Here is a 23,925-nt window from a genome sequence, read left to right on the forward strand (position 1 = left end):
CCTCGCGTGCGGCCATAAGCGCGCCACCATGAACCCCGCAGAAACATCACCACTCGCTCTCTACGTGCATTGGCCATTCTGCGTGTCGAAATGCCCCTATTGCGACTTCAATAGCCATGTCCGCGAGGGTGTCGATCAGGCGGCGTGGCGCGCGGCGCTGCTCGCCGATCTGGCGCATGAGGCGGCACTGACGCCGGGGCGCAGGCTGGGGTCGATTTTTTTCGGCGGCGGCACGCCCTCGCTGATGCCACCCGAAACCGTCGCGGCGATCCTGCGCGCGGCGGAGGATACCTGGGGCTTTGCCGAGGGAATCGAGATCACGCTCGAGGCGAACCCGTCATCGGTCGAGGCGGCGCGGTTCGCCGACATCGCCAGTGTCGGGGTGAACCGCGTGTCGCTCGGGCTGCAGGCACTCGACAACGATGCGCTCAAATTCCTCGGCCGGGCGCATGATGTGGATGAAGGGCTGGCCGCACTGGCCACCGCGCAGGCGGCGTTCGAGCGAGTCAGTTTCGACCTGATCTATGCGCGGCCCGATCAGGCGCTCGCCGATTGGGAAGCGGAGCTGGCGCGGGCGCTGGCGTTCGGGACCGAGCATCTGTCGCTTTATCAACTGACGATCGAGCCCGGCACGCGCTTCGCGACCGAGGCGGCAGCGGGGCGGATCGTCATTCCCGATGGTGACGCGGCGGCGGACCTGTTCGAAGCAACCCGCGCGATGACCGCAGCGGCCGGGCTGCCCGCCTATGAGATTTCCAACCATGCCCGCGCCGGAGCGGAGAGTCGCCACAATCTCGTCTATTGGCGCTATCAGGATTATGCCGGGATCGGCCCCGGCGCGCACGGCCGGCGCGGTGGTCTTGCGACGGTGCGGCGAAAAAAGCCGGAGAACTGGATGGCGGCGGTGACGCGCAATCAGCATGGCATTGAGAGTGAGGAGGCGTTGACGCCGCGCACGCGCGCGACCGAGGCGTTGCTGATGGGACTGCGCCTGCGCGAAGGCGTGGATGTGGCACGCATCGCGGCGATCGGAGAGTGCACGATCGAGGCACTGATCGACGGGAAGGCGCTCGGCAAGCTGGCCGATCAAGGCCTGGCGGGACGCGATGGCGATCGGTTGCTGGTTAGTGAAGCGGGGATGCTGCTGCTCGACGCGATTCTGCCCGTCATTGTGAAATCCGCGGCCGACTGACGGTCACTTCCCCGGCAAAGGCCAGGGAAGCGACTATTCCTTATTTGCCGCCAAACCCGGCCGGCGCGGCGGACACCACTATCGTCGTCCCGCCCTTGATCTCCTGCACTTCCAGCGCCCGCTCCGCGATATTGTCGCGGCCAAAGCGGAACGCGCCATCGATACCCGAAAAACCGCCTGCATCGTGCAGCCGTGCCTCGGGGAAACCGTCGCCGACGCGCCAGTCGCGCGCGATCCTGACGGTCAGCAGCACCGCATCATAGCCAAGGCTCGACAAGCGGAATGGCGCGGCGCCGAAGCGTGCGCGATATTTGGCGGCATATTGGCGGTAAAGATTGTCCGGCACACTGGCGAACCAGGCGCCATTGAGCGCGGCCTTGCTCGCGATCGAGGCTTCGGAATTCCACAATTCCGTCCCGAGCACCCGTGCGCCCGCGCCACCGCCGTTCTTGCGTATCAACGGCACGGCGGCAGCGGCACCGGTGCCGCCATCGGCGATCAGCACCGCCTGATAGGGCGAGTTACGCGCCATGCGGGTGACCGCCGCACCGATTGATCCGGCGGCTCGATCATAAGTCTGCAACGTGACGACCTGCCCGCCCGCACCCTCGACCGCGCGCAGGAAGGAAGTGGAGGCGCGTTCGCCATACAGGCCGTTCGGCACCAGGCCGGCAAAACTCTCCACGCCCTGGCCGCGCGCATAATCGACCACGCGCGTGATCGACTGCCCCGGCACATAACCCATCAGATAAGCGCCGTTGCCCGCCGCGCTGGCATCGTTGGAGAAGCTGACCACGGGCACACCGGCACGACGCGCAATCGGCGCGATGGCGCGGACATCTTCGCCGAGCAACGGTCCGAGAATCAGCTTGTTGCCGTCGGCGATCGCCCGCTGCGCCGCGGCGGCGGCGCCGGTCGCGGTATCATAGGTGGTGATGCGAACTTTCTCGTTCTTCGTATCCAGGAGGGCAAGTTGAGTCGCATTGGCCAGGCTCTGCCCGACGCCGGCATTGCCGCCGGTCATCGGCACCAGTAACGCGACACGATGCCGCGCGGTATCGACCGGGATACCCGGCATGACCTGGGAATCGGCAGTCGGCCGGGTCGTTGGCGGCGCCTTCACCGTGCCGGGACCGCGCGGGACGACCGTCTGGCAACCACCGAGAATCAATGCGCCGGCGACGATTGCCGCCCTCAGGAACGAAACGCCCCGTTGCGGTACCGATACACCCTCTGCCATGACTACTCCCAATGAACGCGGAACTCACACCTGGTCTCTATATCGTCGCCACGCCGATCGGCAATCTCGGCGACCTGTCGCCCCGTGCCGCTCATGTACTGGCCAACGCCGCCGTAATCGCGGTCGAGGACAGCCGTGTGACGGCGGTGCTGCTCCGTCATATCGGGGTCAAACGGCCAATGACACCCTATCATGACCATAATGCCGAAGGGGTGCGTCCCGGTCTGATCGCGCGCATGGGCACCGAGGTGGTCGCTCTGGTCTCCGACGCGGGCACGCCGCTGATCTCCGATCCCGGTTACAAACTGGTACGCGACGCGCGTGCGGCGGGGCATAATGTTGTGACGGTGCCCGGACCATGCGCGGCGATCGCCGCTCTGACGCTCGCTGGCCTGCCGACCGACCGCTTCCTCTATCTCGGATTCCTCCCGCCCAAGGCGCAGGCACGCGCCACCGCGATCGCTGAAGTGGCGGCGGTCCGCGCGACGCTGGTGCTGTACGAATCGGGGCCGAGACTGGCAGTAACGCTCGCAGCGCTCGCGGAAGGGCTTGGCGAGCGCGAGGCAGCGGTGACGCGCGAAATTACCAAGCGATTCGAAGAGGCCGTGACCGGAACGCTTAGCGAATTGGCTGCGCGTTATGCCGATGCGCCGCCGCGTGGAGAAATCGTCATCGTCGTCGCCCCGCCGGGTGAGGCTGCGCCTGCATCGCAGGACGACGCGGAGGCGGCGCTGGTCGAGGCGCTGGAACGGTTGCCGATGGCCAGGGCGGTGAGCGAGGTGGCGAAGAAGCTCGGGGTCGACCGCAAGGCGCTTTATGCGCGGGCGCTGGAGATGAAGGGGTGAGCGAGGCCTCATTCTTAAGCTCCTCCCTTTCAAGAGAGGGGTTAGGGGTGGGTCAGCATAGATTGGGGCTCGATGCCCCAATTTATGCTTCAACCCTGCCGCGACGCTTCTTTTTAGGCGCGCAGACGCGCGCACCCACCCCCACCCCTTCCTTGAAAGGGAGGGGCTGAAATTGGTCCGCAACCGCCGCACCGCCGAAGCCGCCGGTCGACGCGGCGAACGCCTCGCCGGCTGGTGGCTCCGTCTCAAAGGCTGGCGCATCCTTGACCGCCGCGTCCGCACTCCGGCCGGCGAGGTCGATATCATCGCGCGGCGCGGCAACTTGGTCGCCTTCGTCGAAGTAAAAATGCGCGCCACCGCCGCCGAGCTCGATTTCGCGATCGACGAGCGGCGCCTCGCCCGCGTCGCCGCCGCAGCGGAAGTGCTGATGCCGCGCTATGCCGGGCCGGGCGATGATATCCGCGTCGATGTGATCTTGCTCGCGCCGGGCACGCGGCCGCGTCATATCGAGAATGCCTGGATCGGGTGACTTTCCTCCAGCTGCGCCCTACATCGCGCGAGCATCTAGATTGGAGAAATTCATGTCGCTTGCCGTCGCTGTCCAGATGGACCCGCTCGACAGCATCAATATTGCGGGCGATTCGACCTTCGCGTTGATGCTCTCAGGGCAATCCCGCGGGCACAGGCTGTTCCATTATACCGCCGAGGACCTGAACTACGCCGATGGCCGGGTCTGGGCGAAGGCGCATCCGGTGACGGTGCAGCGTGTCGCAGGCAATCATTTCGAATTCGGCGAACCCGTTTCGCTCGACCTCGGCGATGAGGCCGATGTCGTGCTGATGCGGCAGGATCCGCCATTCGACCTGGGTTATATCACCGCGACCCACCTGCTCGAGCGGATCGCGTACAAGACATTGATCGTCAACGACCCGGCGAACGTGCGCAACGCGCCGGAAAAGGTCTTCGTACTCGACTATGCGCATTTCATGCCGCCAACATTGGTCACCCGCTCGCTCGACGAAGCGCGCGCGTTCCTGGCGAAGCATGGCGAGGTCGTCGTCAAGCCGCTGCACGGCAATGGCGGCAAAGCTATCTTCAAGGTTGGGTCGGACGGCGCCAATTTGTCGGCGCTGATCGAGGTCTTCAACATGACCTGGCGCGAACCGCACATGATCCAGGCCTTCCTTCCCGACGTGGCACAAGGGGACAAACGCATTGTACTGGTCGATGGCGAGATCGCCGGCGCGATCAACCGCTTGCCGGGTGCGGGCGAAATCCGCTCCAACCTCGCGGTCGGCGGGTCGGCGGTGAAGACCGAACTGACCGAAACCGAACTGGCGATCTGCGCCGAGCTTGGGCCGGAGTTGAAGAAGCGCGGACTGTTGTTCGTCGGCATCGACGTGATCGGCGGGAAGTGGCTGACCGAGATCAACGTCACCTCGCCCACCGGCATCGTCGCGATCGACCGGTTCAACGGGACCGATACTGCCGCGCTGATCTGGGCAGCGATCGAGGCCAAGGTGGCGGCGCGCGCCTGACCTTCGGACCTTTTGTCGCCCACCGTTCGTCCTGAGCTTGTCGAAGGACAGGGTTCCGCCTGCCAATATGCTTCGACAGGCTCAGCACGAACGGTTGATATGCAGGATCCATGACCGACATCATCATCAACATGATCGCATGGGGCGGTTATATCGGCATCTTTCTGCTGATGGCGGCGGAGAATGTCTTTCCCCCGATCCCGTCCGAAGTGATCATGGGTCTTGGCGGCATGGCGGTGGCGCGCGGGCAGATGGCCATGGTGCCGCTGATCCTGTGGGGCACGGTCGGCACGGTAATCGGCAATTATTTCTGGTACGAGATCGGACGCCGCTTGGGTTACAAGCGGCTGCGGCCGTTCGTCGATCGCTGGGGCCGCTGGCTGACGCTCGAATGGCATGACATCGAGAAGCTCCACGCCTTTTTCCAGCGCCACGGGCAATGGGTGATCTTCGTATTCCGTTTCATGCCGGCGGGCCGCACGATCATCTCGTTACCAGCGGGCATGACGCGCATGCCGCACTGGCGCTTCATCGTGTGGACGGCGGCGGGCAGCGCGATCTGGAACACGATCCTGGCCGGCGCGGGTTATTATCTCGGCGCCAATTTCCATGAGCTTGACGACTATGTTGGCCCGGTCGCGGTGGCGACGATGGTCGGAATTGCGGGCTTCTATCTGTGGCGCGTGGTGACATGGAAGCCGCGCGCCTGATCGTCCTGTCAGGCGCGCGGATGCGCGTTGCGATAGACATCAAGCAGATGCGCCGCATCGACCGCAGTGTAGATCTGGGTTGAACTGAGGCTGGCATGGCCGAGCAATTCCTGCAGCGACCGAAGATCCGCACCACGCCCAAGCAGATGCGTAGCGAAGCTGTGACGGAGTGCATGCGGCGTGGTGCGATCCGACAGGCCGAGCCGGCCACGCGCGGCGCGTACCGCACGGCGGATCAGCGTGGGGTCGAGCGGGCCGCCCCGCGCGCCGCGAAACAGCGCCTCGCTGCGCGCGATCGGCCAGGGGCATGAAGCGGCATAAGCCTCGATCGCTTCACGCACCTGTGGCAGCAGCGGCACGATGCGGGTCTTGGCGCGCTTCCCCGTCACGCTGAGCGTCGCGCCGAGCGGCAGGATCGCGCCCGTAAGCCCGGCCGCCTCGCCGATCCGCAGCCCTGCGCCATAGAGAAGCAGCAGCACCGCCCAGTCACGTGCGCCGATCCAGGGTTCGGCCGCATTCTCCGCCACATCCTCGGCCAGCGATACCACCTCGTCGGGCGAGATCGGTCGCGGAATACCTTTCTTGACGCGTGGCCCCTTCAGGCGCGGCGTCGCCCCCTCCCCACCGGCAAAGGCGAGAAACCCGCGCACCGCCGACAATTCGCGCGCGGCCGAGGCATTGCCCAGTCCCTCGCCGCGCCGGAATGCGAGATAGGCGCGCAGATCGGCGGCGCTGGTCTTGCCCAGCCGGCCGGCGGAAACGGTTTCGCCCCAATGCCCGGTCAGGAACGCCACCAGCCGATGCGCGGTCGCGACATAGGCGCGCACGGTATGCGCCGAGCGCCGGCGATTCTGTGCGAGGTGATCGCTCCAGGCAAGGATCGCCGCCTGCATCGCCATTTATGCCGGAACGATCATCACCTTGACGCTGTCCGCGGCGATCCCGGCGAGTTGCAGCGCGTAAAGGCCCTTGGCGAGATTGAAGTCGACGATCTTGCGGATCCCGGTACAGGCCGGCCCGTGCCCGTGCGCGGCGGAGGTCAGCGCCTTGCCCCGCGAGACGACATCGACCCAGGCGCCGCTGCCCAGCCCGACCTTGTAGATGCCGGTCCGCGGAATCGCGAAATAGGCGATCGCCGATTTGCCGGGACGCGTCGATGGCCCGCCGCTGGCCCATTTCATCGTCGCCGGATCGACCGCGACCGCGATAAAGGGGGTGCCGACGGTCAATTCCTTAACATCCTTTGACGGCGGCTGGTTCCATTTGGCGAACGCGGGCGGCAGATCACCCTGGCGAACGCAGACGACCTCCTGTTTCTCCGCCGGCTTTGGCATGGTGTGCGGCGGAGCGGCAGCCTGGGCGAGCAGGAGAAGGGTGAACAGCGGCACGAGTGGAACTCCTGGAACATGAGCGTCGTCCCTTTCCACTAGCGCGCTTGAAAGCCATATGCACCTGTATGTCGTCCCGCGCTCGCGTCCTTGTGCTCAATTCCGCCCTTGGCCCGCTGGATTACCGCGTCCCACACGGGATGAACGTCGTGCCGGGCTCAATCGTCGTCGCCCCACTCGGCCCGCGCCAGTTGCTTGGCGTGGTGTGGGAACCGGAGCGGATGCCGTCCGATGCCGAGGTCGGCGACAATCGCCTGCGCAATCTGGTCGGCGTGGTCGATGTACCGCCGCTCGCCGATCCGTTGCGGCGGCTGGTCGAATGGACCGCCGATTATTATCTCGCGCCGCCTGCCTCGGTGGTGCGCATGGCGATGCCTTCCTCCTCCGCGCTGGAAGGTGCGCGTACCGTTACCGAATATCGCGCGACCGGGCTGGTGCCCGACCGGATGACGCCGCAGCGCGAACAGGCGCTGGAACGGATCGGTGATCGTCAGGGGCTGGTGCGCGAACTGGCGTTAGCGGCCGATGTCTCGGACGCGGTGATCCGCGGTCTGGTCAAGACCGGCGCGATCGAAGCGATCGAAGTCGATATCGACAGTCCCTATCCCTTGCCCGATCCCGATTTCGGCCAACCTGCCTTGTCAGGCGACCAGCGTGCGGCATCCGAAATACTGGTCGCCAATGTCGCCGCGCGCACTTTTCAGCCGACGTTGCTCGACGGCGTCACTGGCTCCGGCAAGACAGAGGTCTATTTCGAAGCGATCGCCGCTGCGATCCGCGACGGGCGGCAGACACTGGTCCTACTGCCCGAGATCGCACTGACCGAGCCATTCCTGCAGCGCTTCACCGCGCGCTTCGGCTGCGAGCCGGTCGCCTGGCATTCCGGCCTGCGCAGCTCGCAACGGCGACGCGCCTGGCGCGCCATCGCCAGCGGCCAGGCGCTGGTCACCGTCGGCGCGCGGTCGGCATTGTTCCTGCCCTATGCCAATCTCGGCCTGATCGTGGTCGATGAGGCACATGAGACGAGCTTCAAGCAGGAAGAGGGCGTCCATTATCACGCGCGCGACGTGGCGGTGATGCGCGGGTTGTTCGAGCAATGCCCGGTGATCCTCGCCTCCGCCACGCCGGCGATCGAGACGCGCCAGCAAGTCGCGCTCGGCCGCTATGCCGAACTCAAGCTGCCCGGCCGCTGGGGTGCGGCAGAGATGCCGGCGATCGAGGCAATCGACCTGATCGCCGAACCGCCCGAGCGTGGCCGCTGGATCGCGCCGCGCCTGGTGCGCGCGATGCAGGAGACGCTTGAGCGGCGTGAACAGGTATTGCTGTTCCTCAACCGGCGCGGCTTTGCGCCGCTGACCCTGTGCCGGACCTGCGGACATCGCTTCCAATGCCCGAATTGCACCGCCTGGATGGTCGAGCACCGCCTCGTCAGGCGCCTCGCCTGTCACCATTGCGGTCATGTCGAGCCGGTGCCCCGCGCATGCCCCGAATGCGCCAACGAGGACACGCTGGTTGCAGTCGGCCCAGGCGTCGAGCGTATCGCCGACGAAGTCGCGGCGCTGTTCCCAGATGCGAAGACCGCAGTCGTCACCTCCGACACGATCTGGTCGCCGGCCAAGGCGGCCGAGTTCGTCCACCGCATGGAGGCGCACGACATCGACATCGTCGTCGGCACGCAGTTGGTGACCAAAGGATATCACTTCCCCAATCTGACGCTGGTCGGGGTGATCGATGCCGATCTCGGCCTCAATGGCGGCGACCTGCGCGCGGCGGAACGGACCTTCCAGCAGATCATGCAGGTGTCGGGTCGCGCCGGTCGCGGCGCAAAACCGGGCCATGTCTATATCCAGACGCACAGCCCCGACGCAGCGGTGATGCGCGCGCTGATCACCGGCGATGCCGAGGCATTCTACGAAGCTGAAACCGAGTCCCGCCGCGAGGCCGGCGCACCGCCATTCGGACGCTTTGCCGGGATCGTCGTGTCGAGCGAAGACAAGGCGGCGGCGCATGAGATCGCTATATTGATCGGCCGTACCGCGCCGAAGATCGAGGGCATGGAAGTCTATGGCCCTGCCCCCGCCCCGCTCGCCATGCTGCGCGGACGGCACCGGCAACGGCTGCTGGTCCATGCCCGCCGCGCGCTCGACGTGCAGGACGTGATCCGCGACTGGCTGGGCAAGCTCGACTGGCCGTCAAAGGTGCGCGTAACGGTCGATATCGATCCCTATAGTTTCGTCTAGCGGCGCTTGCCCGATTGGCCAGCCTTCGTCAGACAGTGCTGAGGGGGAGATCGGTTGCATGTTCAATAGCATGGTCAAAGTAACGATAACGCTGGCGGCCGCAACGCTGCTGGCACACCCGGCGGCGGCCGGCTGGCTTCAGGCGCGTTCGAAGCATTTCATCATCTACAGCCAGGGCAGTGAACCGACCCTGCGTGAATTTGCCACACGGATCGAGGCGCTCGACGCATCGCTCCGCATGATCAGCAACAGCTCAGACCGGGAGGGTATCGAATCTAACCCGGTGACCATTTTCATCATGCCCAGTATCGCTGCCATACGATCGATCTACGGCGAGAAAGGCAGCCAGATTGCGGGCTTTTATGTCCCCCGTGTTGAAGGATCTGTGGCGTTCACACCGGCCAAGACCGACCAAGGCGGCGGCATGAATCGCGGGGGCAATCCCTTCTCGCCAAGTGTGGTGCTGTACCATGAATATGGGCATCATTTCCTGCTCGGCAATTTCTCGGTCGCTTATCCCGCATGGTTTAGTGAAGGCTATGCGGAAGTCGTTTCGACGACGTCCTTCAACAAGGACAATAGTGAGATCATGCTTGGCCTCCCCGCCAACCATCGCGCTTATACGCTGTTCCATGGCAAGGCATTGTCGGTCGAACAGCTGCTCGCCTCTTCCAATCAACGCATGAACGACGAACAGGTCGCGGATCTTTACGCCCGGGGCTGGCTGATCACTCATTATGTCATGTTCAACCGCGAGCGCGCCGACAAATTTTCTTCTTATATCAAAGCTTTGAACAAAGGCACACCAAGCCTTGAGGCTGCGCGCGCCGCATTCGGCGATCTCAAGGCGTTCGACAAAGATCTGCAGCGTTACATGGATGGACGCTTGCCCGGGTTCAGGTTTCCCCTGAAGACGAGCGACCTGCCGGCGATCACCATCCAGCCACTCAGCGAAGGGGCCGATGCAATGATGGCCAGCCGCATGCGCTCGACGCGTGGCGTTGACACGGCGCGTGCGGCCAAGGTCTTCGCACAGGGTATGCAAATCGGCGCGCGCTACCCGGACGATCCAGTGGTGCAAGCATGGCTTGCCGAAATGGCCTATGACGCAGACGATGACGCCGCGGCGGCTGCGGCCGCCGATCGGGCATTGGCCAAGGATCCCAAATCGATCCAGGCCCTGCTGTACAAGGCCCGCGTGCTGCTGCGTCAGGCCAAGAAGGCGAACGCCGATGCCAAGGCCTGGACGGCCGCGCGAAGCTGGATCGTCAAGGCCAATCGGGTCGATCCAGACGTCGCGGCGACACTTGCTTTATTTTACAGCAGTTTCCTGATGCAGGACACGACACCGAGCGCGTCCGCCGTTGCGGGACTGGAGCGCGCCTTCGAGCTCGTTCCCCAAGATCCGGGCTTGCGTTTCATGCTCGCTCGGCAGGAGATCAAGGACAGCAAGATCGATCTGGCGCGCAGTCTGCTCTCACCCCTTGCCTATGACCCCCATGCGTCAAGCGGCAGCCCGGTCGTCAAATTGTTGGCCGACCTCACCGCCGGGAAGCATGGTCAACAAGCTCTGCAGGCCTTCGATGCCGCCGTCGCAAAACAAGGAGAGCCGGCCAAAACCGATTGATGCGCAAGCAATCATCTCCGGTTTTCGTTCTGCCCGCAAATTCACGCAGCGTCCTGCTTGTCGACTTGAACCGTGCGGGCTTTGCTGAGACAAGCGCCGGATGCTCTCACGCGGAACCGATATTATGGCGCGATTGCTCCTCCTTGTGCTGCTGCTCATGTCGCTCCCAGCCCCGGCGCATGCCGACGACATCTCCGCCTCGGCGCGCGGGGTGGTGCGGGTCGTGACGATCGCGGTGGTCGATGAGAAGGTGGTCGATTTCGGCCATGGCAGCGGCTTTGCCGTCGCGCCAAACCGGGTCGTTACCAACGCGCATGTCGTCGAGCTCGCCGCGCGCTATCCCGACAATGTCGTGGTCGGGATCGTGCCGTCGGAGGGCGACAAATCCTATGAGGGCAAGGTCATCGCGCTCGATGCGGCGCGCGACCTCGCGCTGATCGAGTTCAAGGGCGTGAACCTGTCGACGCTCGCGCTTTATACCGGGCCGGTCGATGAAGGCGGGTCGGTGACTGCGCTGGGGTATCCCGGCAATGTCGACATCGCGACCGCGCGATCGGCCGCCGACTATATCCGCCCGCTCTCGCCGGTGCGGTCGGAAGGCGTGTTCTCCGGGCGGCGTATGCTGACCGATATCCAGGTGCTGCTGCACACGGCGAGCATCGCGCGGGGTAATTCGGGCGGACCGCTGCTTGATCCGTGCGGGCGCGTGGTCGGCGTGAATTCCGCGCTGACCAAAAGCGAAGAAGGCGATTCGAGCTTCGGCTTCGCGATCGCCGATACCGAGCTGATGGCCTTCCTGCGTGCCGCCAAACAGCCCTATGCCGCAGTCGGCGTGCCCTGCACGAGCATTGCCGATCGGTTGCGCCAGGATAGCGATGCCGACGCGCGCGCCGTCGCGGATGCGCAGAGCGCGAAGCTCGACGCGGCGGGCAAGGCGGCGGCAGCGCGCGAGCAGGCGCTGATCAAGGCGCGGGCCGAGGCGGCGCGGAGCAGCGAGAATTACATGGCGATCGCCGCGGTGCTGCTGGTGCTCGGCGCGCTCTTGATCGGCGGCGCGGGCATGCTCGAACTGCGCGGCGAGCGACGTGGCGCGATCTGGGCGGCGAGCGGCGGCGGCGTGCTGCTGGTCGCGGCGGTCATCATATTCCTGGTGCGGCCGTCGGGCGAAGTTACCCTGCCCGACGCGGTCGCGACAGCGGAACCGGTGGCGGTCAACAGCGATGCCGCGATCGGCAAGCTGGTGTGCACCGTCGTGCCCGAGCGCAGTCGCGTGACCGTGTCCTCGACTGAAGATGTGAAGCTCGACTGGGGTGACGGCGGGTGCATGAACGGGCGCACCCAATATGCCGAGAATGGCAGCAGATGGGACCGCATCCTGGTCCCCGCCGAGGAGCAGACCGTGTCGATCCTGCAGTTCGATCCGGCGACGCGGGTCTATTCGAACACGCGTTACCTGCTTTCCGCCGGGCAAATGGATGCAGCGCGGAAAGTCCGCTCGCAAGTCACGGTCAAGGCGTGTTCGCCCGATATCGGCGCGCGTGCCAATCTGTCGAGCCAGCAGGCGGCGATCCGTGCTGCACTGCCGCCCTATCCCAATGAGAAGATCGTCTATTCCTGCAAATCGGGCGAGTGAACCAGCTTCGAGCGAAGCCAGAATGGCGCGACGAAGCGACCGCGACGATGCGCGATGACGAGCAGCGCGATACCGAATGCAGTGCACACGATGATCGCGGGTAAGGAAGCTTCGGGGCCAAAGGCACGGCCGGTCAGCCATTCGGGTCCGGAGACGACCGGTTTGAGCACCCCATCGACCGCGCCGCCCGAGACGGGAAAGCCGTAAATGCCGCCTTGGGTAAAATTCCACGCCGCATGAAGGCCGATCGCCGCCCATAGTCGGCGGGTGATCATGTACAACGCTGCGAGCATGATCCCAGCCTCAAGCGCGATCGCGATCGCCGGCAACAGGCCGGAATTCTGATTGCCTAGATGCCCGGCGCCAAACAGGACGGCAGAGATGATCAACGCGATCCAACTGCCCAGCGATGATTCCACGATCCGGAAGATCAAGCCGCGCACGATGATCTCCTCGACCACGCCCGACGTGATCGACAACGCAAGCACGGGAATCAGTACAGTGACAGGATTCAGCCCGACGACGCGATAGCCACCCATCGCGGCAATGATGCCAGCCACGACGGTGAATAGCAGGACGCCGCCGAGCAGACCGCCACCAAGCTCCTTTGCCCAACCCCTGGCGCCGAATTCCGCAACGCCGTCGCGCCGCTCGACGAAGCGCACGAAGATCGCATAGACGACCATCGCCAGCCCAGCCGCGCATACGGCGATCAGCACTCCGGTCCAGGCCTGCTTGGGAATGGCGAGAAAATAGGCGAGCCGATAAATCGCAATTTGCGACCCGAGGACGAGCGTCATGCCGATCCCCAGCAGCACGAGCGGGAAATGCACGATCCGCCAGACGATGCTGTTCGGCGGCGTGTTCGGTAGTGTCGGTTCCATGGCGTCCCCCCTTTTATGTCGCCAGCCTAACCGGCCCCGGCGGCGGCGCAAGGGGTGAGGTCAGCCGCGATCGATCCGCGCGGCGAAGCAGCCGGCGGCCGCGTTGTGCGCCTGGAGATAGGCGATGTCGGGATCGGCGAAGAGTTCGCGGATGCGTTCATCGGCATCGCCGTCCAGCGCCAGGTTGGCGTCGCGCAGCATGCCCGCCGCGTCGAACGCGCGGAAGGCGAGCCGGCGGTTGGCGAACACCGCCGGCAGGCTGTCATGCAACTCGGCCGGGGCCAGCGCGCTTTCCCGCACATAGATCGCATAGCTGTTGCGGAACGGCGTCGCGGCCTTGTGATCCTCATAGTTGAGTAGCAGTAAGGTCTCGCCGGGTTCGGCATCCTCGAGCGTGACACGGCACGGATAGCCGGGTTTGTGGTCAGCGCGAACTCGCACCACGCCCTGTTCGGCCAGTTCGGCGTCGCTGCGCCCGAACAAGGCTGCGAACTCGTCGAGCGGCAAGCCGGAAATACGATAAGTCATCACTCGACTCCTTCACGATTGCGCAGCACGACCTTGCGGTCGATGCCATAGGCGTAGCCGCCCATACTGCCATCGGCGCGCTGGGCGCGGTGGCACGGGATGACCACCGCGACCTGGTTGGCGCCGCACGCAGTGCCCGCCGCTCGCACCGCCCGCGGATTGCCGGCGATCGTCGCGAGCTCGGTATAGGTGCGCGTCTCGCCGACCGGAATCTGGCGGAGCGCTTGCCACACCGCCTCCTGGAACGCGGTGCCCTGCACGTCGAGCGGCAGATCCTGGTCGCGATCGGGCGATTCGACGCTGGCGACGACACGCGCGGCGAGATCGGCGAGCGCGTTGCCGCCGGGCACGATCTCGGCATTGGGGAAGCGTTCCCGCAGCGCCTCTTCACCCTCGTCGAACGACACGCGGCACAGCCCCTTGTCGGTCGCGGCGACGAGCATCGCGCCAAGACTGGTATCGGCGATGGTCCAGCGGATCGTCACCCCTGCCCCGCCGCGTTTCCATGCGCTCGGCGTCATGCCGAGCCGCTTGGCGCCGCCTTCGTAAAAGCGACTTGGGGCGGAATAACCGGCCTCGTAGATCGCTTCAGTGACGGTCGCCTCCTCGGTCAGCGCGCGAGCGGCACGTTGCGCGCGCAGGCCACGGGCATAGGCGGCAGGTGTGACGCCGGTCGCGCGCTTGAACAGGCGGTGGAAATGATGCGGCGCATAACCGACCTGCGCAGCGAGATCGTCGAGCGCGACGACATCCTCCGCCGCCTCGATCAGCGCGACGGCGCGAGCGACAGCGACCCGGTCGCGGCCGACCTCATCAGGCTTGCAGCGCAGGCAGGCGCGGAACCCCGCCGCGCGCGCCTCGGCGGCGGTGCGATAGAATTGCACATTTTCGCGCTTGGGATGCCGCGCGGGGCAGCTCGGCTTACAATAGATGCCGGTGCTGGTCACCGCGCCGACGAAGCGGCCGTCATGATTGCGGTCGCGGGCGCTGAATGCCGCCCAGGCGATATCGGGATCGATGGCGAGTTGCTCTGTCATGCCATCGATATAGGCCATGACACGCCACCCGACATCCCGTGGCTTGCGGCCAAAGTCGATCGCGGCAAATGCTTGACTCGGCAGCAAAACCACAGTTGTTTTACGGCATGGCCAACTGGCCGCCAACGCCGGGGGGCCGCCATGTTTCGAATGACCGCAGATCGATCCATCATCACGTTCGCCATCGGTGGTCTGGCGCTGATGACGAGCGCGACGGCCCATGCGCAGATATGGATCGGCCAGATCGTCGGCGACATGATGGCCCAGGGGCAAGCCGCGCAGCAGGAATATAACTGCATGACCGGTACGGCCATGCCACCATCGGAGATCGAAGAGACGCGCGCCAGCGCGGAAACCGCGATCAAGGGTTATTGGCAGGCGGTACAGGGGGGTAAGGAAACGAACGTCGCGCCATTCTATCAAACCGACCGCAAGGCGGCCTGGGTATCGGGCGCGAAGACTGTCCCGCTGTCGGGCCTCATCCGGATCACCGACCCGTTCGCCAGCGACGGCGCGGTACTCGATGCCCAGCCGATCGCGTATCTGCGCGCCGGCGATGGCGGTACGGTGCGCGGTCAATGGGCCGCCCGGCGCGCCGACGGTACGCTGATCGGCACTTATGACGCGATGTTCAAACGCGCCTCCGGCATATGGAAACTCAGCCGGCTGACCTTGATTCCATCGACCGACTATGCCGAGCCGGTGGTGCAATTCTGCCATAAGCCGAACGATGTGCTGCCCTATCGCCTGGTCTCGACCGAGCAGACGCGCGCCTATACCGCAAAGCGGGCCGAAAAACTGAGGATCAAGGCGGACAAGGCGAAAGCGGAAGCCGATCGCGCCGCCGCCGCCGCACAAGGAAAAGACAGCAGCGCCGCACTCCTGCTGGTCAATGAGAAGAAGCAGCGCGCGAGCGATGCCGAGGCCAAGGCGGGCGCCGCCGCCGATGCCGCCCGCGCCGCCGTGGAAGCGAACGAGCTGGCCAAGACGGATGCCGCTACCGCGGAGACGACCAAAGCGGCAGCCCTGGCCGAACTGGCCAAAGCGAAAGGCTGACCCTTCATTCTTCGCTCGAACACTGTGGCGCGTTCCCATGCTTGCCGCGGTAGCGGAGGTCGAACGGCGCTTGAATCACGCGACGCGATGGTAAGCGGGGGGAGATATGGGACACCGGTTGTGCCGCATCTCCGGCGCGAGGTGAGCGAGGCATTGCGTTGATTTTGTCAGATACCGAGCGATCGACTGCCGTGACCAAATCACAATAATAATTACAATTATATCAATGCTTTATATCAGATTAAGTATTGTATACGAGGGCTGAGCGTTTCCGTCAGGTCCTAGGCTGTTGGAAAAAACGCATCGCAGCAGTGATTGCATTGCAATCATTGCTAGCATTGCTGCCGCCGCTAATCGGCACCGTAGTTCGCCGTTAGCCCGGCTGGGTTACAATGAGAATGCGCCTCAACCGGCCGGCATCGCAGCGCGATCACCGCGACGATGCCTGCGATTGGAATAAGCATAGATTGGGTGTCGAGATCCCGTCGAGCAGTCGCGAGTCTAAAGCCTCGTCCAGGGCAGGTCGCCATATTCCCAGGCCCAGGGCACGCCGGTGTCGCCCAGCAATGCCTTGACCACCCTCGGGAACAACGGTTCGGCACGGACATCATTGGACAGGATGACGACGCAGCGCTGCGCCTTCTCAACACACACCCAGGTGTTTGCGGTGCTGTCGTTATGGCCGCCCTTGAAGAAACCCGGCCCTTGATCGCCCCTGAAAGTGACCACACCCAGGGCAGCTGCGAGTGGGTGAACAAGGCCGGCGACAGGGCGATCGGGTTGCAGCACGGGAAACTGGCTCACCGTCCGGATCGGCAATTGCGGGCGGACGAGTTCGGCGCGCGACGCCGGCTTGAGGCCGTCGCCGCGCATATAGACTGCGGCGATCTTCGCCATGTCGGCGATCGTCGTGTCCATCGATCCGGCGGCGCGCGGCTTGCTGCGTTCGTCATGCGGCTCGACCTTGCCGTCGATCTGCCAACCATCGGCGAGGTTGGTGGCGAAATCGGGCCGCCACATCATGCCGGTGCGGATCGCGCCGACCTTGTCGAAGATGCGCTCCTGCATTTCCTGACCGATATCCAGGCCGAGCCCGGCTTCCAGTACGAACTGCAACAGGATGATCCCGTCGCCGGAATAGGAATAATGCGTGCCCGGATCGAAGTGGAAACGCAGCTTGCCGTCGGGTTCGTTGAAACCGAAATTGGCAAAGCCCGAGCCATGGTTGAGCAGAATGCGCGGCGTCAGCTTGCGCCAGCGTTCGTCGCCGGCGAGATCGCTCCACCGGGCATAACGGTTTTCGATCGCCGCGCCGGTATAATCGGGCAGCGGTTTGGGCAAATAATTGGCGATCGAGCGATCGAGGTCGATGCGCCCCTCATCGACCAGCTGCATGACGAAATAACCGAACACCGCCTTGGTCAGCGACGCGCCGTACATGACCGTGTCGGGGGTGAGCGGATCGCCCTTCCCATTCCGCGCACCCCAGCTGCGCGCGAACACGACCTTGCCGTGGTCGATATAGGCGATCGCGATGCCCCTGGCGCCCGTTTCCGCCATGCCGGCCCTGACCAGCGTGTCGAGCGCCGGCTGGTCGGATTTCGCAACGGCCGAGGATGTGGAGGCAATCAACGCCATGGCCATGCCCAACTTCCTCAGCATCCGTCATCTCCGTATCTTGGCAGGTCGAGACTAGGGCTTGGCGCTGTCGCGCTTGGCAGCAAGAGATCGGGTGATGACGATTTCAGCAAGGCGCACGCCCGGAATGAACAGGCCGGCCGCCTCGACCCCTGCGTTGATCAGGAACTCAGCATCGATCCGCTGGCCGACATGCTGTTCGAAGGTCGCGCCGCCGAGGCGGGTTTCCCCGGTGACGCCATCGAATTCAACCACCGCCTCCTTGCCCTGCCAGCGATAGCGAAAGGCATAGACCGGGCGATAATAGAGATCGATCAGATGGAGCGAGAGCTTTTCCTCCAGCACGCGATCCGCCTCGATCCGCACAATCGATCCGGCCAGCACATCACGCACCAGCATCGACGCCTTGGCTTCGGGCGGCACGACCACCGTGCCGGCCAAGCTCGCCGCCGCCAGTGTCTCGGCGTCCGACACATCGGCCTCATATTTGAGATGGGCAGACAGCGCGGGATCGGGTGCGCCACGGATCGCGTCGAACAGATATTCCTTCTCGGTCTCGTCACGGCAATGCTCGATTCCCGAGACGGTGAAGGCGCCGTCACTGACGGACCGCAGCGTCCCTTCCAGCATCACCTCCTGAACATTGGCCGCGACTGCCACGCGATAGTCGCGATTGCGTTCATAGACGTGCAGTGCGGTGCAGGCGATCCGCCAGAAGGGCTGTAGCCGCCGTTCGCGATAGACAACCTCGAACTCTTCATCGCGCGGCCGCGAGAGAAAGCCAGTCAGCTTCGCCATCGTCCCGAATGCATCGACCCGCCGGGTCCAGGCGCGCCCTTCGGCATGGTCCATCGAGAAGCGGTCGCGTACGACCAGCACTCGCTCTTCGGCCAGTTCGACATCCATCGCCCCCGCTCCGCGCTGTTACGGTGACGAGTTCGACACCGATCCGTCGCGCCGGTCAAGCGCCGTGCCGGAATCGGGCGGCGGCGGAGCAGGCGCCGGGAACTTATCACGCAGCCAGGCGGATATCCGCTGTGCAGCCACTGGCGAATAGACGAGTTCGTGCCCCGCGCCGCGTTCCAGCGCGAGCAACGCCGCCGGTTGCGCGCGCTCCAGCCTGAGCGCGTTGCTCGGCGGGATAAGCTTGTCGGCGGTGCCGTGATAGATCAGTACCGGTGCGGTGACCCGGCCGATCTTGGCGACATTGTCATAACGGTCGCGGACCAGCAGGTTGGTCGGGAGATAGGGATAATGCTGGCCGATGACGCGCGGCAGGCTGGCAAAGGCCGAGACGAGGACGAGGCCGCCGACCTTCTTGCGCTTGGCCAGTTCGGTCGCGACCCCTGAACCGAGCGAATTGCCGATCAACACGATGTCGTTGAGCGGCAGGCCCTTATTCTCCAGCCAATAGATACCCGCCGCGCCGTCGCGGTAAAGATCCTGTTCGTTGGGCGTTCCGGGATTGCCGCCATAGCCGCGATATTCCGGCAGCAGCACGCCATAGCCCCTGGCGGCGAAGGCGCGTGTCGCGACCTCGCCGCCGTTCAGGTCATCGCCATTGCCGTGGAAGAAGATCAGCGTCGGCATGCCCGGCCGCGCCGGATGATAGAAAGCGCGCAGGACCAGACCATCGCTGGTGGTGAGCGACATATCCTCAAAGCCGTGCTCGGGATCGTCGGCGAGCGCCAAGCCACCACCGGGCGCCGGATAATAGAGTGCGCGCTGGATGCTGTAGAGTCCGCCCAGCACGAGCACGTAAAGCGCGAGCAAGCCGCCGAGGATCCAGAGCGTGACGATCGCGATCCGCTTGCTCCTCCGATGTGCCCAGAACGATGGCAGCGTTTTTTCCTTCGATCGAATGCCGTGTTGTACGAATCCTAATGCGGAACATATGCCAATGGCGCAATCTCGCACGGCATTCCGATGGTCGCGACTTACCCGCCGTTCGCCGCGAACAATTCAAGCGTTCGCGCCTTGGCAAGGTCGGCGCTGGGCTCGTGATAATCCTTGCGGCGGTCCGAATTGAAGCCATGCCCCGCCTCATAGACATATATGGTCGCGTTCGGATGATCGGCCGCGATGACCTTCTCCACGCCTTCCATCGGGATCCCCGTATCATGGCGGCCAAAATGGAGGATCACCGGAACCCTGGGTATTTCGGCCGCGGCGCCGGGGATCAGGCTGCCATAATAACCCGAGGCGGCGGCGACATTGTTCATCCGCGTCGCGGCGAACCAGGCGATCGACCCGCCATAGCAATAGCCGACGACGAACACCGGCCCGTTCGCGGCGAGCGCATCGACACAGGTCTGCACATCGGCAAGCGACAAATCGAACGGATGCAGCTGACGCGCCAGTTCGATGCTGCGCGCAAGGCCCTCGCCGCCATATTCCGCTTCGAAGCCGGGGTGCTCGCGATCGAACAAGGCGGGCGCGAGGACTTCATAACCGTCAGCGGCATATTCCTCCGCCAGGTCGCGGATGTGATCGGTGACGCCGAAAATCTCTTGCACAAGAATCAGCCCGCCGCGCCGTTCGCCCTGCGGCTGGACATGATAGACGCCGATCGCGGCGCCATCGGACATCGTCAGTTTTTCCATCACGCCCGTCACTCATCATTCTCCCGCATCGACTCGTTGGTCTATGGTCCTAACATCACCGCTGGATCAGGCCAGTGGGTTGCATCGCGGCAAAGCCGATGCTAACCGCGCGGCGACCCATTAAGGGGGCCGTTTGCGGCCCTCTTTTCGTATGGGATAAAACCCGTTGCAAACGAGGAATTCGACTCCGTGGAGACATCCATCGGTAATCTTGGCAACAGTCTTTCTGGCGGTAGCATCCAGGCGAGCCTGAGCGGACGCTATGCGACTGCGCTGTTCGAGCTGGCCCGCGACGGCAAGACGATCGACGCCGTCGAGGCGAGCCTTGCCCGCGTGCGTGCCGCGCTCGACCAGTCGGCCGACTTCGCCGCGCTGACCAATAATCCGCTGCTGTCGCGCGCCAATGCCGGCAAGGGCGTTGCCGCCGCTGCCGAAGTGATCGACGTCGACGACACGACCAAGAAATTCCTCGGCGTGCTGGCGCAGAATCGCCGCCTGGCCGAGCTGCCCGCGATCATCCGGTCGTTCCGCGCCCTGGCCGCGAATCACCGCGGCGAGACCACCGCCGAGGTTTCCTCCGCCCATCCGCTGACCGATGACCAGGTCGACGCGCTGAAGTCCCAGCTGCGCACCCGGGTCGGTCGTGAGGTTTCGGTCGACCTGTCGGTCGATCCCTCCCTGCTTGGCGGGCTGGTCGTGAAGATCGGTTCGCAGATGATCGATTCGTCGATCAAGACTCGTCTCAATACTCTCGCGCACGCAATGAAAGGCTGACAGCGAAAGCGCTGTCAGTGGGAAAGGCTAACAATGGATATTCGCGCCGCTGAAATCTCGAAGGTCATCAAGGACCAGATCGCTTCGTTCGGCTCCGAGGCACAAGTTTCCGAAACCGGCCGCGTGTTGTCGGTCGGCGATGGCATTGCGCGCATTCACGGCCTCGACAACGTCCAGGCGGGCGAAATGGTCGAGTTCTCCAACGGTGTGCAGGGCATGGCGCTCAACCTCGAGGCCGACAATGTCGGCGTCGTGATCTTCGGCACCGATTCGGAGATCAAGGAAGGTGACGTCGTCAAGCGCACCGGCACGATCGTGGACGTTCCCGTCGGCAAGGGTCTGCTCGGCCGTGTCGTCGATGGTCTCGGCAATCCGATCGATGGCAAGGGCCCGATCGTCAGCGACCAGCGCAGCCGTGTCGAAGTGAAGGCGCCGGGCATCATCCCGCGCCAGGGCGTCAATGAGCCAGTGCAGACCGGCCTGAAGGCGATCGACGCGCTCGTCCCCGTCGGCCGTGGCCAGCGCGAGCTGATCATCGGCGATCGCCAGACCGGCAAGACCGCCGTCGCGATCGACACCTTCATCAACCAGAAGGCAGCGCATCAGGGCACCGACGAGAGCCAGAAGCTTTATTGCATCTATGTCGCAATCGGCCAGAAGCGTTCGACCGTGGCGCAGATCGTCCGCGCGCTCGAAGAAGCCGGCGCGATGGAATATTCGATCGTCGTCGCCGCGACCGCGTCGGAGCCCGCGCCGCTGCAGTTCCTCGCACCCTATACCGGCTGCGCGATGGGCGAATATTTCCGCGACAACGGCATGCACGCGCTGATCGTTTATGACGATCTGTCGAAGCAGGCCGTCGCGTATCGCCAGATGTCGTTGCTGCTGCGCCGCCCGCCGGGCCGCGAAGCCTATCCGGGCGACGTGTTCTATCTCCATTCGCGCCTGCTCGAGCGCGCCGCGAAAATGAATGCCGACAATGGCTCGGGCTCGCTGACCGCGCTGCCGATCATCGAAACCCAGGCAGGCGACGTGTCGGCGTACATCCCGACCAACGTGATCTCGATCACCGACGGCCAGATCTTCCTCGAAACCGACCTGTTCTTCGCCGGCATCCGTCCCGCGATCAACGTCGGCCTTTCGGTCAGCCGCGTCGGTTCCGCCGCGCAGACTAAGGCGATGAAGAAGGTGTCGGGCTCAATCAAGCTCGAGCTCGCCCAGTATCGCGAAATGGCCGCGTTCGCGCAGTTCGGCTCGGATCTGGACGCCTCGACTCAGAAGCTGCTCAACCGCGGCGCACGCCTGACCGAGCTGCTCAAGCAGGCCCAATATCAGCCGATGCCGTTCGAGGAGCAGACCGCTTCCATCTTCGCTGGCACCAACGGTTATCTCGATACCGTACCGGTCGATGCCGTGGTTCGTTACGAGCAGGCGATGCTCGCCGATCTGCGCGCCAACCATGCCGGCCTGCTGACCGACATCCGCGAGAAGCGCGACCTGTCGAAGGAAACGACCGAAGCGCTGAAGAGCGCACTCGCCGCTTTCGGCAAGACGTTCGCGTAAGGCATTTAGCCCTCTCCCCTCCGGGGAGAGGGTTGGGAGAGGGGCAGTACCGAGCGCATCGCTTGTGACTGCCCCTCTCCCCTGCCCTCTCCCCGGAGGGGAGACGGAGTAAGAAGGAACACGATGGCGAGTTTAAAAGCTCTCAAGCTCCGCATCGGCTCGGTGAAGTCGACGCAGAAGATCACCAAGGCGATGAAGATGGTCGCCGCCGCAAAGCTGCGCCGTGCGCAGGAAGCGGCGGTCGCCGCACGTCCCTATGCCGAGCGGCTGGAACGCGTGATGGCGAGCTTGGCGTCGAAGGTCAGTGTGAGCGAGTCTTCGCCCAAGCTGCTCGCCGGCACCGGCAAGGACCAGGTTCATCTGCTGATCGTCGCGACCTCCGAACGGGGTCTGGCGGGCGCGTTCAATTCGAACATCGTCCGCGCCGCGCGCCGCAAGGCCGAGGAGCTGATCGCGCAGGGCAAGACGGTCAAATTCTATCTCGCCGGCAAGAAGGGCCGCGTGCTGCGCCGCTTCTATCCGACGATGATCCTGCACGATCATGAGCAGGGCCAGATCAAGAATGTCGCCTTTTCGGACGCTCGCGCTGTTGCGGACGACGTGATCGCACGCTTCGAGGCGGGCGAGTTCGACATTGCGCACCTGTTCTACGCCAAGTTCCAGTCGGCGCTGGTGCAGGAAGCCGCCGGCCGCCAGATCATTCCGGTCGCGATCGATACGAATGCCGCGCCGATCGCCGATGGCGGCGCCGCGGTGACGTATGAGCCCGATGAGGAATCGATCCTCGCCGACCTGCTGCCGCGCAACGTCGCGATCCAGGTGTTCGGTGCGCTGCTCGAAAACGCCGCGTCGGAACAGGGCAGCCGCATGACCGCGATGGACAATGCCACGCGCAACGCCGGCGACATGATCAATCGCCTCACGATCCAGTATAACCGCACCCGCCAAGCCGCGATCACGACGGAACTGGTGGAAATCATTTCCGGCGCCGAAGCGCTCAAGTAATAATGAATCTTTCTCAGATTAAGAGGTTAATCGCGGAACCGTACGAAGGCATACTGACCGTATCAGATGATGTGGAATGTTTAATTTGCAATTATCTAGGAAACGAGTTTTGGGTTTATCTTATGCCCGGCGACTCGATTGAGCAGATAGTGTTATCGTTCATCTCTAATGGCTCTGCTGACTTGAGCGCAGATGAATTGAATGAGTTCAACGATGCCGCTCATGTCGGACGGATGTTTCTGAATTCAGACGGATTTCTGAACTTGAATGCGAAGTATATCGGCAGGTTTCAGGATTTAACGCCGAAAAGTTTTGTGATGTTTATGGAAGCGTGGATGGATGATTTTGACCGCATGCTACCAAAATTGAACCGATTTAGCGCTTAGACGAGCAAGGAAGACAAGATGGCAACCGCAGCCCCTAC

At 64.1% G+C, this 23,925-nt stretch carries 23 protein-coding genes; 13 read left to right on the top strand and 10 right to left on the bottom strand.

The window, feature by feature from the left end; all coding sequences use genetic code 11:
* Positions 1 to 28: 28 nt before the first annotated feature.
* Complete coding sequence (hemW, locus tag G4G27_RS11620; protein ID WP_183113465.1) at positions 29 to 1,192, top strand: radical SAM family heme chaperone HemW; 1,164 nt, start codon at positions 29 to 31, stop codon at positions 1,190 to 1,192.
* A 40-nt stretch (positions 1,193 to 1,232) separates the two neighbouring features.
* Here hemW and G4G27_RS11625 read toward each other — a convergent pair whose 3' ends face one another.
* Positions 1,233 to 2,432: a penicillin-binding protein activator gene (locus G4G27_RS11625; protein WP_183113466.1), complete on the bottom strand. Its 1,200-nt coding sequence runs from the start codon at positions 2,430 to 2,432 to the stop codon at positions 1,233 to 1,235.
* Between the two features lie 11 nt (positions 2,433 to 2,443).
* On the opposite strand from G4G27_RS11625, the gene rsmI reads away from it, so the two are divergent.
* The 4 genes from rsmI to G4G27_RS11645 all read left to right on the top strand — a co-directional run bounded on the left by rsmI (position 2,444) and on the right by G4G27_RS11645 (position 5,525).
* Positions 2,444 to 3,277: a 16S rRNA (cytidine(1402)-2'-O)-methyltransferase gene (gene rsmI, locus G4G27_RS11630; RefSeq protein ID WP_183113467.1), complete on the top strand. Its 834-nt coding sequence runs from the start codon at positions 2,444 to 2,446 to the stop codon at positions 3,275 to 3,277.
* Between the two features lie 166 nt (positions 3,278 to 3,443).
* Positions 3,444 to 3,806, top strand: a complete 363-nt coding sequence (locus G4G27_RS11635; RefSeq protein ID WP_183113755.1) for a YraN family protein — start codon at positions 3,444 to 3,446, stop codon at positions 3,804 to 3,806.
* A gap of 52 nt (positions 3,807 to 3,858) precedes the next feature.
* The gene (gshB, locus tag G4G27_RS11640; RefSeq protein ID WP_183113468.1) at positions 3,859 to 4,815 is read left to right on the top strand and encodes a glutathione synthase; all 957 of its coding nucleotides are present in this window, start codon (positions 3,859 to 3,861) and stop codon (positions 4,813 to 4,815) included.
* Between the two features lie 110 nt (positions 4,816 to 4,925).
* A complete protein-coding gene (locus G4G27_RS11645; RefSeq protein ID WP_183113469.1) occupies positions 4,926 to 5,525 on the top strand; it encodes a DedA family protein in 600 nt (199 codons plus the stop codon).
* 8 nt (positions 5,526 to 5,533) lie between these two features.
* Here the strand turns inward: G4G27_RS11645 and G4G27_RS11650 are convergent, their stop codons facing one another.
* Both G4G27_RS11650 and G4G27_RS11655 read right to left on the bottom strand, forming a co-directional pair.
* Entirely contained in the window at positions 5,534 to 6,424 is an 891-nt protein-coding gene (locus tag G4G27_RS11650) for a tyrosine recombinase XerC (protein WP_244624661.1), read from the bottom strand.
* Positions 6,425 to 6,913 carry a hypothetical protein gene (locus G4G27_RS11655; RefSeq protein WP_183113471.1) on the bottom strand — a complete coding sequence of 163 codons (489 nt, stop codon included), beginning with the start codon at positions 6,911 to 6,913 and terminating at the stop codon, positions 6,425 to 6,427.
* Positions 6,914 to 6,981: 68 nt separating this feature from the next.
* Between G4G27_RS11655 and G4G27_RS11660 the strand changes: the two genes are divergently transcribed.
* The 3 genes from G4G27_RS11660 (at position 6,982) to G4G27_RS11670 (ending at position 12,413) form a co-directional block, all read left to right on the top strand.
* On the top strand, positions 6,982 to 9,153 hold the full coding sequence (locus G4G27_RS11660; protein WP_183113472.1) for a primosomal protein N': 2,172 nt from the start codon (positions 6,982 to 6,984) through the stop codon (positions 9,151 to 9,153).
* A 58-nt stretch (positions 9,154 to 9,211) separates the two neighbouring features.
* The gene (locus tag G4G27_RS11665) at positions 9,212 to 10,780 is read left to right on the top strand and encodes a hypothetical protein (protein ID WP_183113473.1); all 1,569 of its coding nucleotides are present in this window, start codon (positions 9,212 to 9,214) and stop codon (positions 10,778 to 10,780) included.
* A 124-nt stretch (positions 10,781 to 10,904) separates the two neighbouring features.
* On the top strand, positions 10,905 to 12,413 hold the full coding sequence (locus G4G27_RS11670) for a serine protease (RefSeq protein WP_183113474.1): 1,509 nt from the start codon (positions 10,905 to 10,907) through the stop codon (positions 12,411 to 12,413).
* Here G4G27_RS11670 and G4G27_RS11675 read toward each other — a convergent pair.
* From G4G27_RS11675 to ada, 3 genes are read right to left on the bottom strand one after another with little or no spacing between them, the layout of a single operon-like run.
* On the bottom strand, positions 12,389 to 13,297 hold the full coding sequence (locus tag G4G27_RS11675; RefSeq protein ID WP_183113475.1) for a CPBP family intramembrane glutamic endopeptidase: 909 nt from the start codon (positions 13,295 to 13,297) through the stop codon (positions 12,389 to 12,391). The genes G4G27_RS11670 and G4G27_RS11675 overlap by 25 nt on opposite strands.
* Before the next feature lie 60 nt (positions 13,298 to 13,357).
* Positions 13,358 to 13,825, bottom strand: coding sequence for a DUF1203 domain-containing protein (locus tag G4G27_RS11680; protein WP_183113476.1), 468 nt, complete (start codon positions 13,823 to 13,825; stop codon positions 13,358 to 13,360).
* Positions 13,825 to 14,862 carry a bifunctional DNA-binding transcriptional regulator/O6-methylguanine-DNA methyltransferase Ada gene (gene ada / locus G4G27_RS11685; protein WP_183113756.1) on the bottom strand — a complete coding sequence of 346 codons (1,038 nt, stop codon included), beginning with the start codon at positions 14,860 to 14,862 and terminating at the stop codon, positions 13,825 to 13,827. The genes G4G27_RS11680 and ada overlap by 1 nt, the downstream gene beginning before the upstream one ends.
* 141 nt (positions 14,863 to 15,003) lie before the next feature.
* Between ada and G4G27_RS11690 the strand changes: the two genes are divergently transcribed.
* The gene (locus G4G27_RS11690; RefSeq protein ID WP_183113477.1) at positions 15,004 to 15,918 is read left to right on the top strand and encodes a hypothetical protein; all 915 of its coding nucleotides are present in this window, start codon (positions 15,004 to 15,006) and stop codon (positions 15,916 to 15,918) included.
* Positions 15,919 to 16,419: 501 nt separating this feature from the next.
* On the opposite strand, the gene G4G27_RS11695 is transcribed toward G4G27_RS11690, so the two are convergent.
* From G4G27_RS11695 to G4G27_RS11710, 4 genes are all read right to left on the bottom strand, one after another.
* A complete protein-coding gene (locus G4G27_RS11695) occupies positions 16,420 to 17,580 on the bottom strand; it encodes a serine hydrolase domain-containing protein (protein WP_183113478.1) in 1,161 nt (386 codons plus the stop codon).
* A 30-nt stretch (positions 17,581 to 17,610) separates the two neighbouring features.
* Complete coding sequence (locus G4G27_RS11700; RefSeq protein WP_183113479.1) at positions 17,611 to 18,462, bottom strand: hypothetical protein; 852 nt, start codon at positions 18,460 to 18,462, stop codon at positions 17,611 to 17,613.
* Positions 18,463 to 18,480: 18 nt separating this feature from the next.
* Positions 18,481 to 19,329, bottom strand: coding sequence for an alpha/beta hydrolase (locus tag G4G27_RS11705; RefSeq protein WP_183113480.1), 849 nt, complete (start codon positions 19,327 to 19,329; stop codon positions 18,481 to 18,483).
* Positions 19,330 to 19,493: 164 nt separating this feature from the next.
* Complete coding sequence (locus G4G27_RS11710) at positions 19,494 to 20,171, bottom strand: dienelactone hydrolase family protein (protein WP_244624662.1); 678 nt, start codon at positions 20,169 to 20,171, stop codon at positions 19,494 to 19,496.
* Positions 20,172 to 20,348: 177 nt separating this feature from the next.
* Here G4G27_RS11710 and G4G27_RS11715 point away from each other — a divergent pair, with 177 nt between their 5' ends.
* The 4 genes from G4G27_RS11715 (at position 20,349) to G4G27_RS11730 (ending at position 23,887) form a co-directional block, all read left to right on the top strand.
* Positions 20,349 to 20,933, top strand: a complete 585-nt coding sequence (locus G4G27_RS11715; RefSeq protein ID WP_244624663.1) for a F0F1 ATP synthase subunit delta — start codon at positions 20,349 to 20,351, stop codon at positions 20,931 to 20,933.
* 33 nt (positions 20,934 to 20,966) lie between these two features.
* Positions 20,967 to 22,496 (top strand): F0F1 ATP synthase subunit alpha, encoded by a 1,530-nt coding sequence (gene atpA, locus G4G27_RS11720; protein ID WP_183113481.1) that lies wholly within the window; start codon positions 20,967 to 20,969, stop codon positions 22,494 to 22,496.
* A gap of 123 nt (positions 22,497 to 22,619) precedes the next feature.
* On the top strand, positions 22,620 to 23,501 hold the full coding sequence (locus G4G27_RS11725) for a F0F1 ATP synthase subunit gamma (RefSeq protein WP_183113482.1): 882 nt from the start codon (positions 22,620 to 22,622) through the stop codon (positions 23,499 to 23,501).
* Between the two features lie 2 nt (positions 23,502 to 23,503).
* Positions 23,504 to 23,887 (top strand): hypothetical protein, encoded by a 384-nt coding sequence (locus G4G27_RS11730; protein WP_183113483.1) that lies wholly within the window; start codon positions 23,504 to 23,506, stop codon positions 23,885 to 23,887.
* Positions 23,888 to 23,925 lie beyond the last annotated feature (38 nt).

Source organism: Sphingomonas sp. So64.6b (assembly GCF_014171475.1).
In the GTDB taxonomy this organism is placed as follows: domain Bacteria; phylum Pseudomonadota; class Alphaproteobacteria; order Sphingomonadales; family Sphingomonadaceae; genus Sphingomonas; species Sphingomonas alpina_A.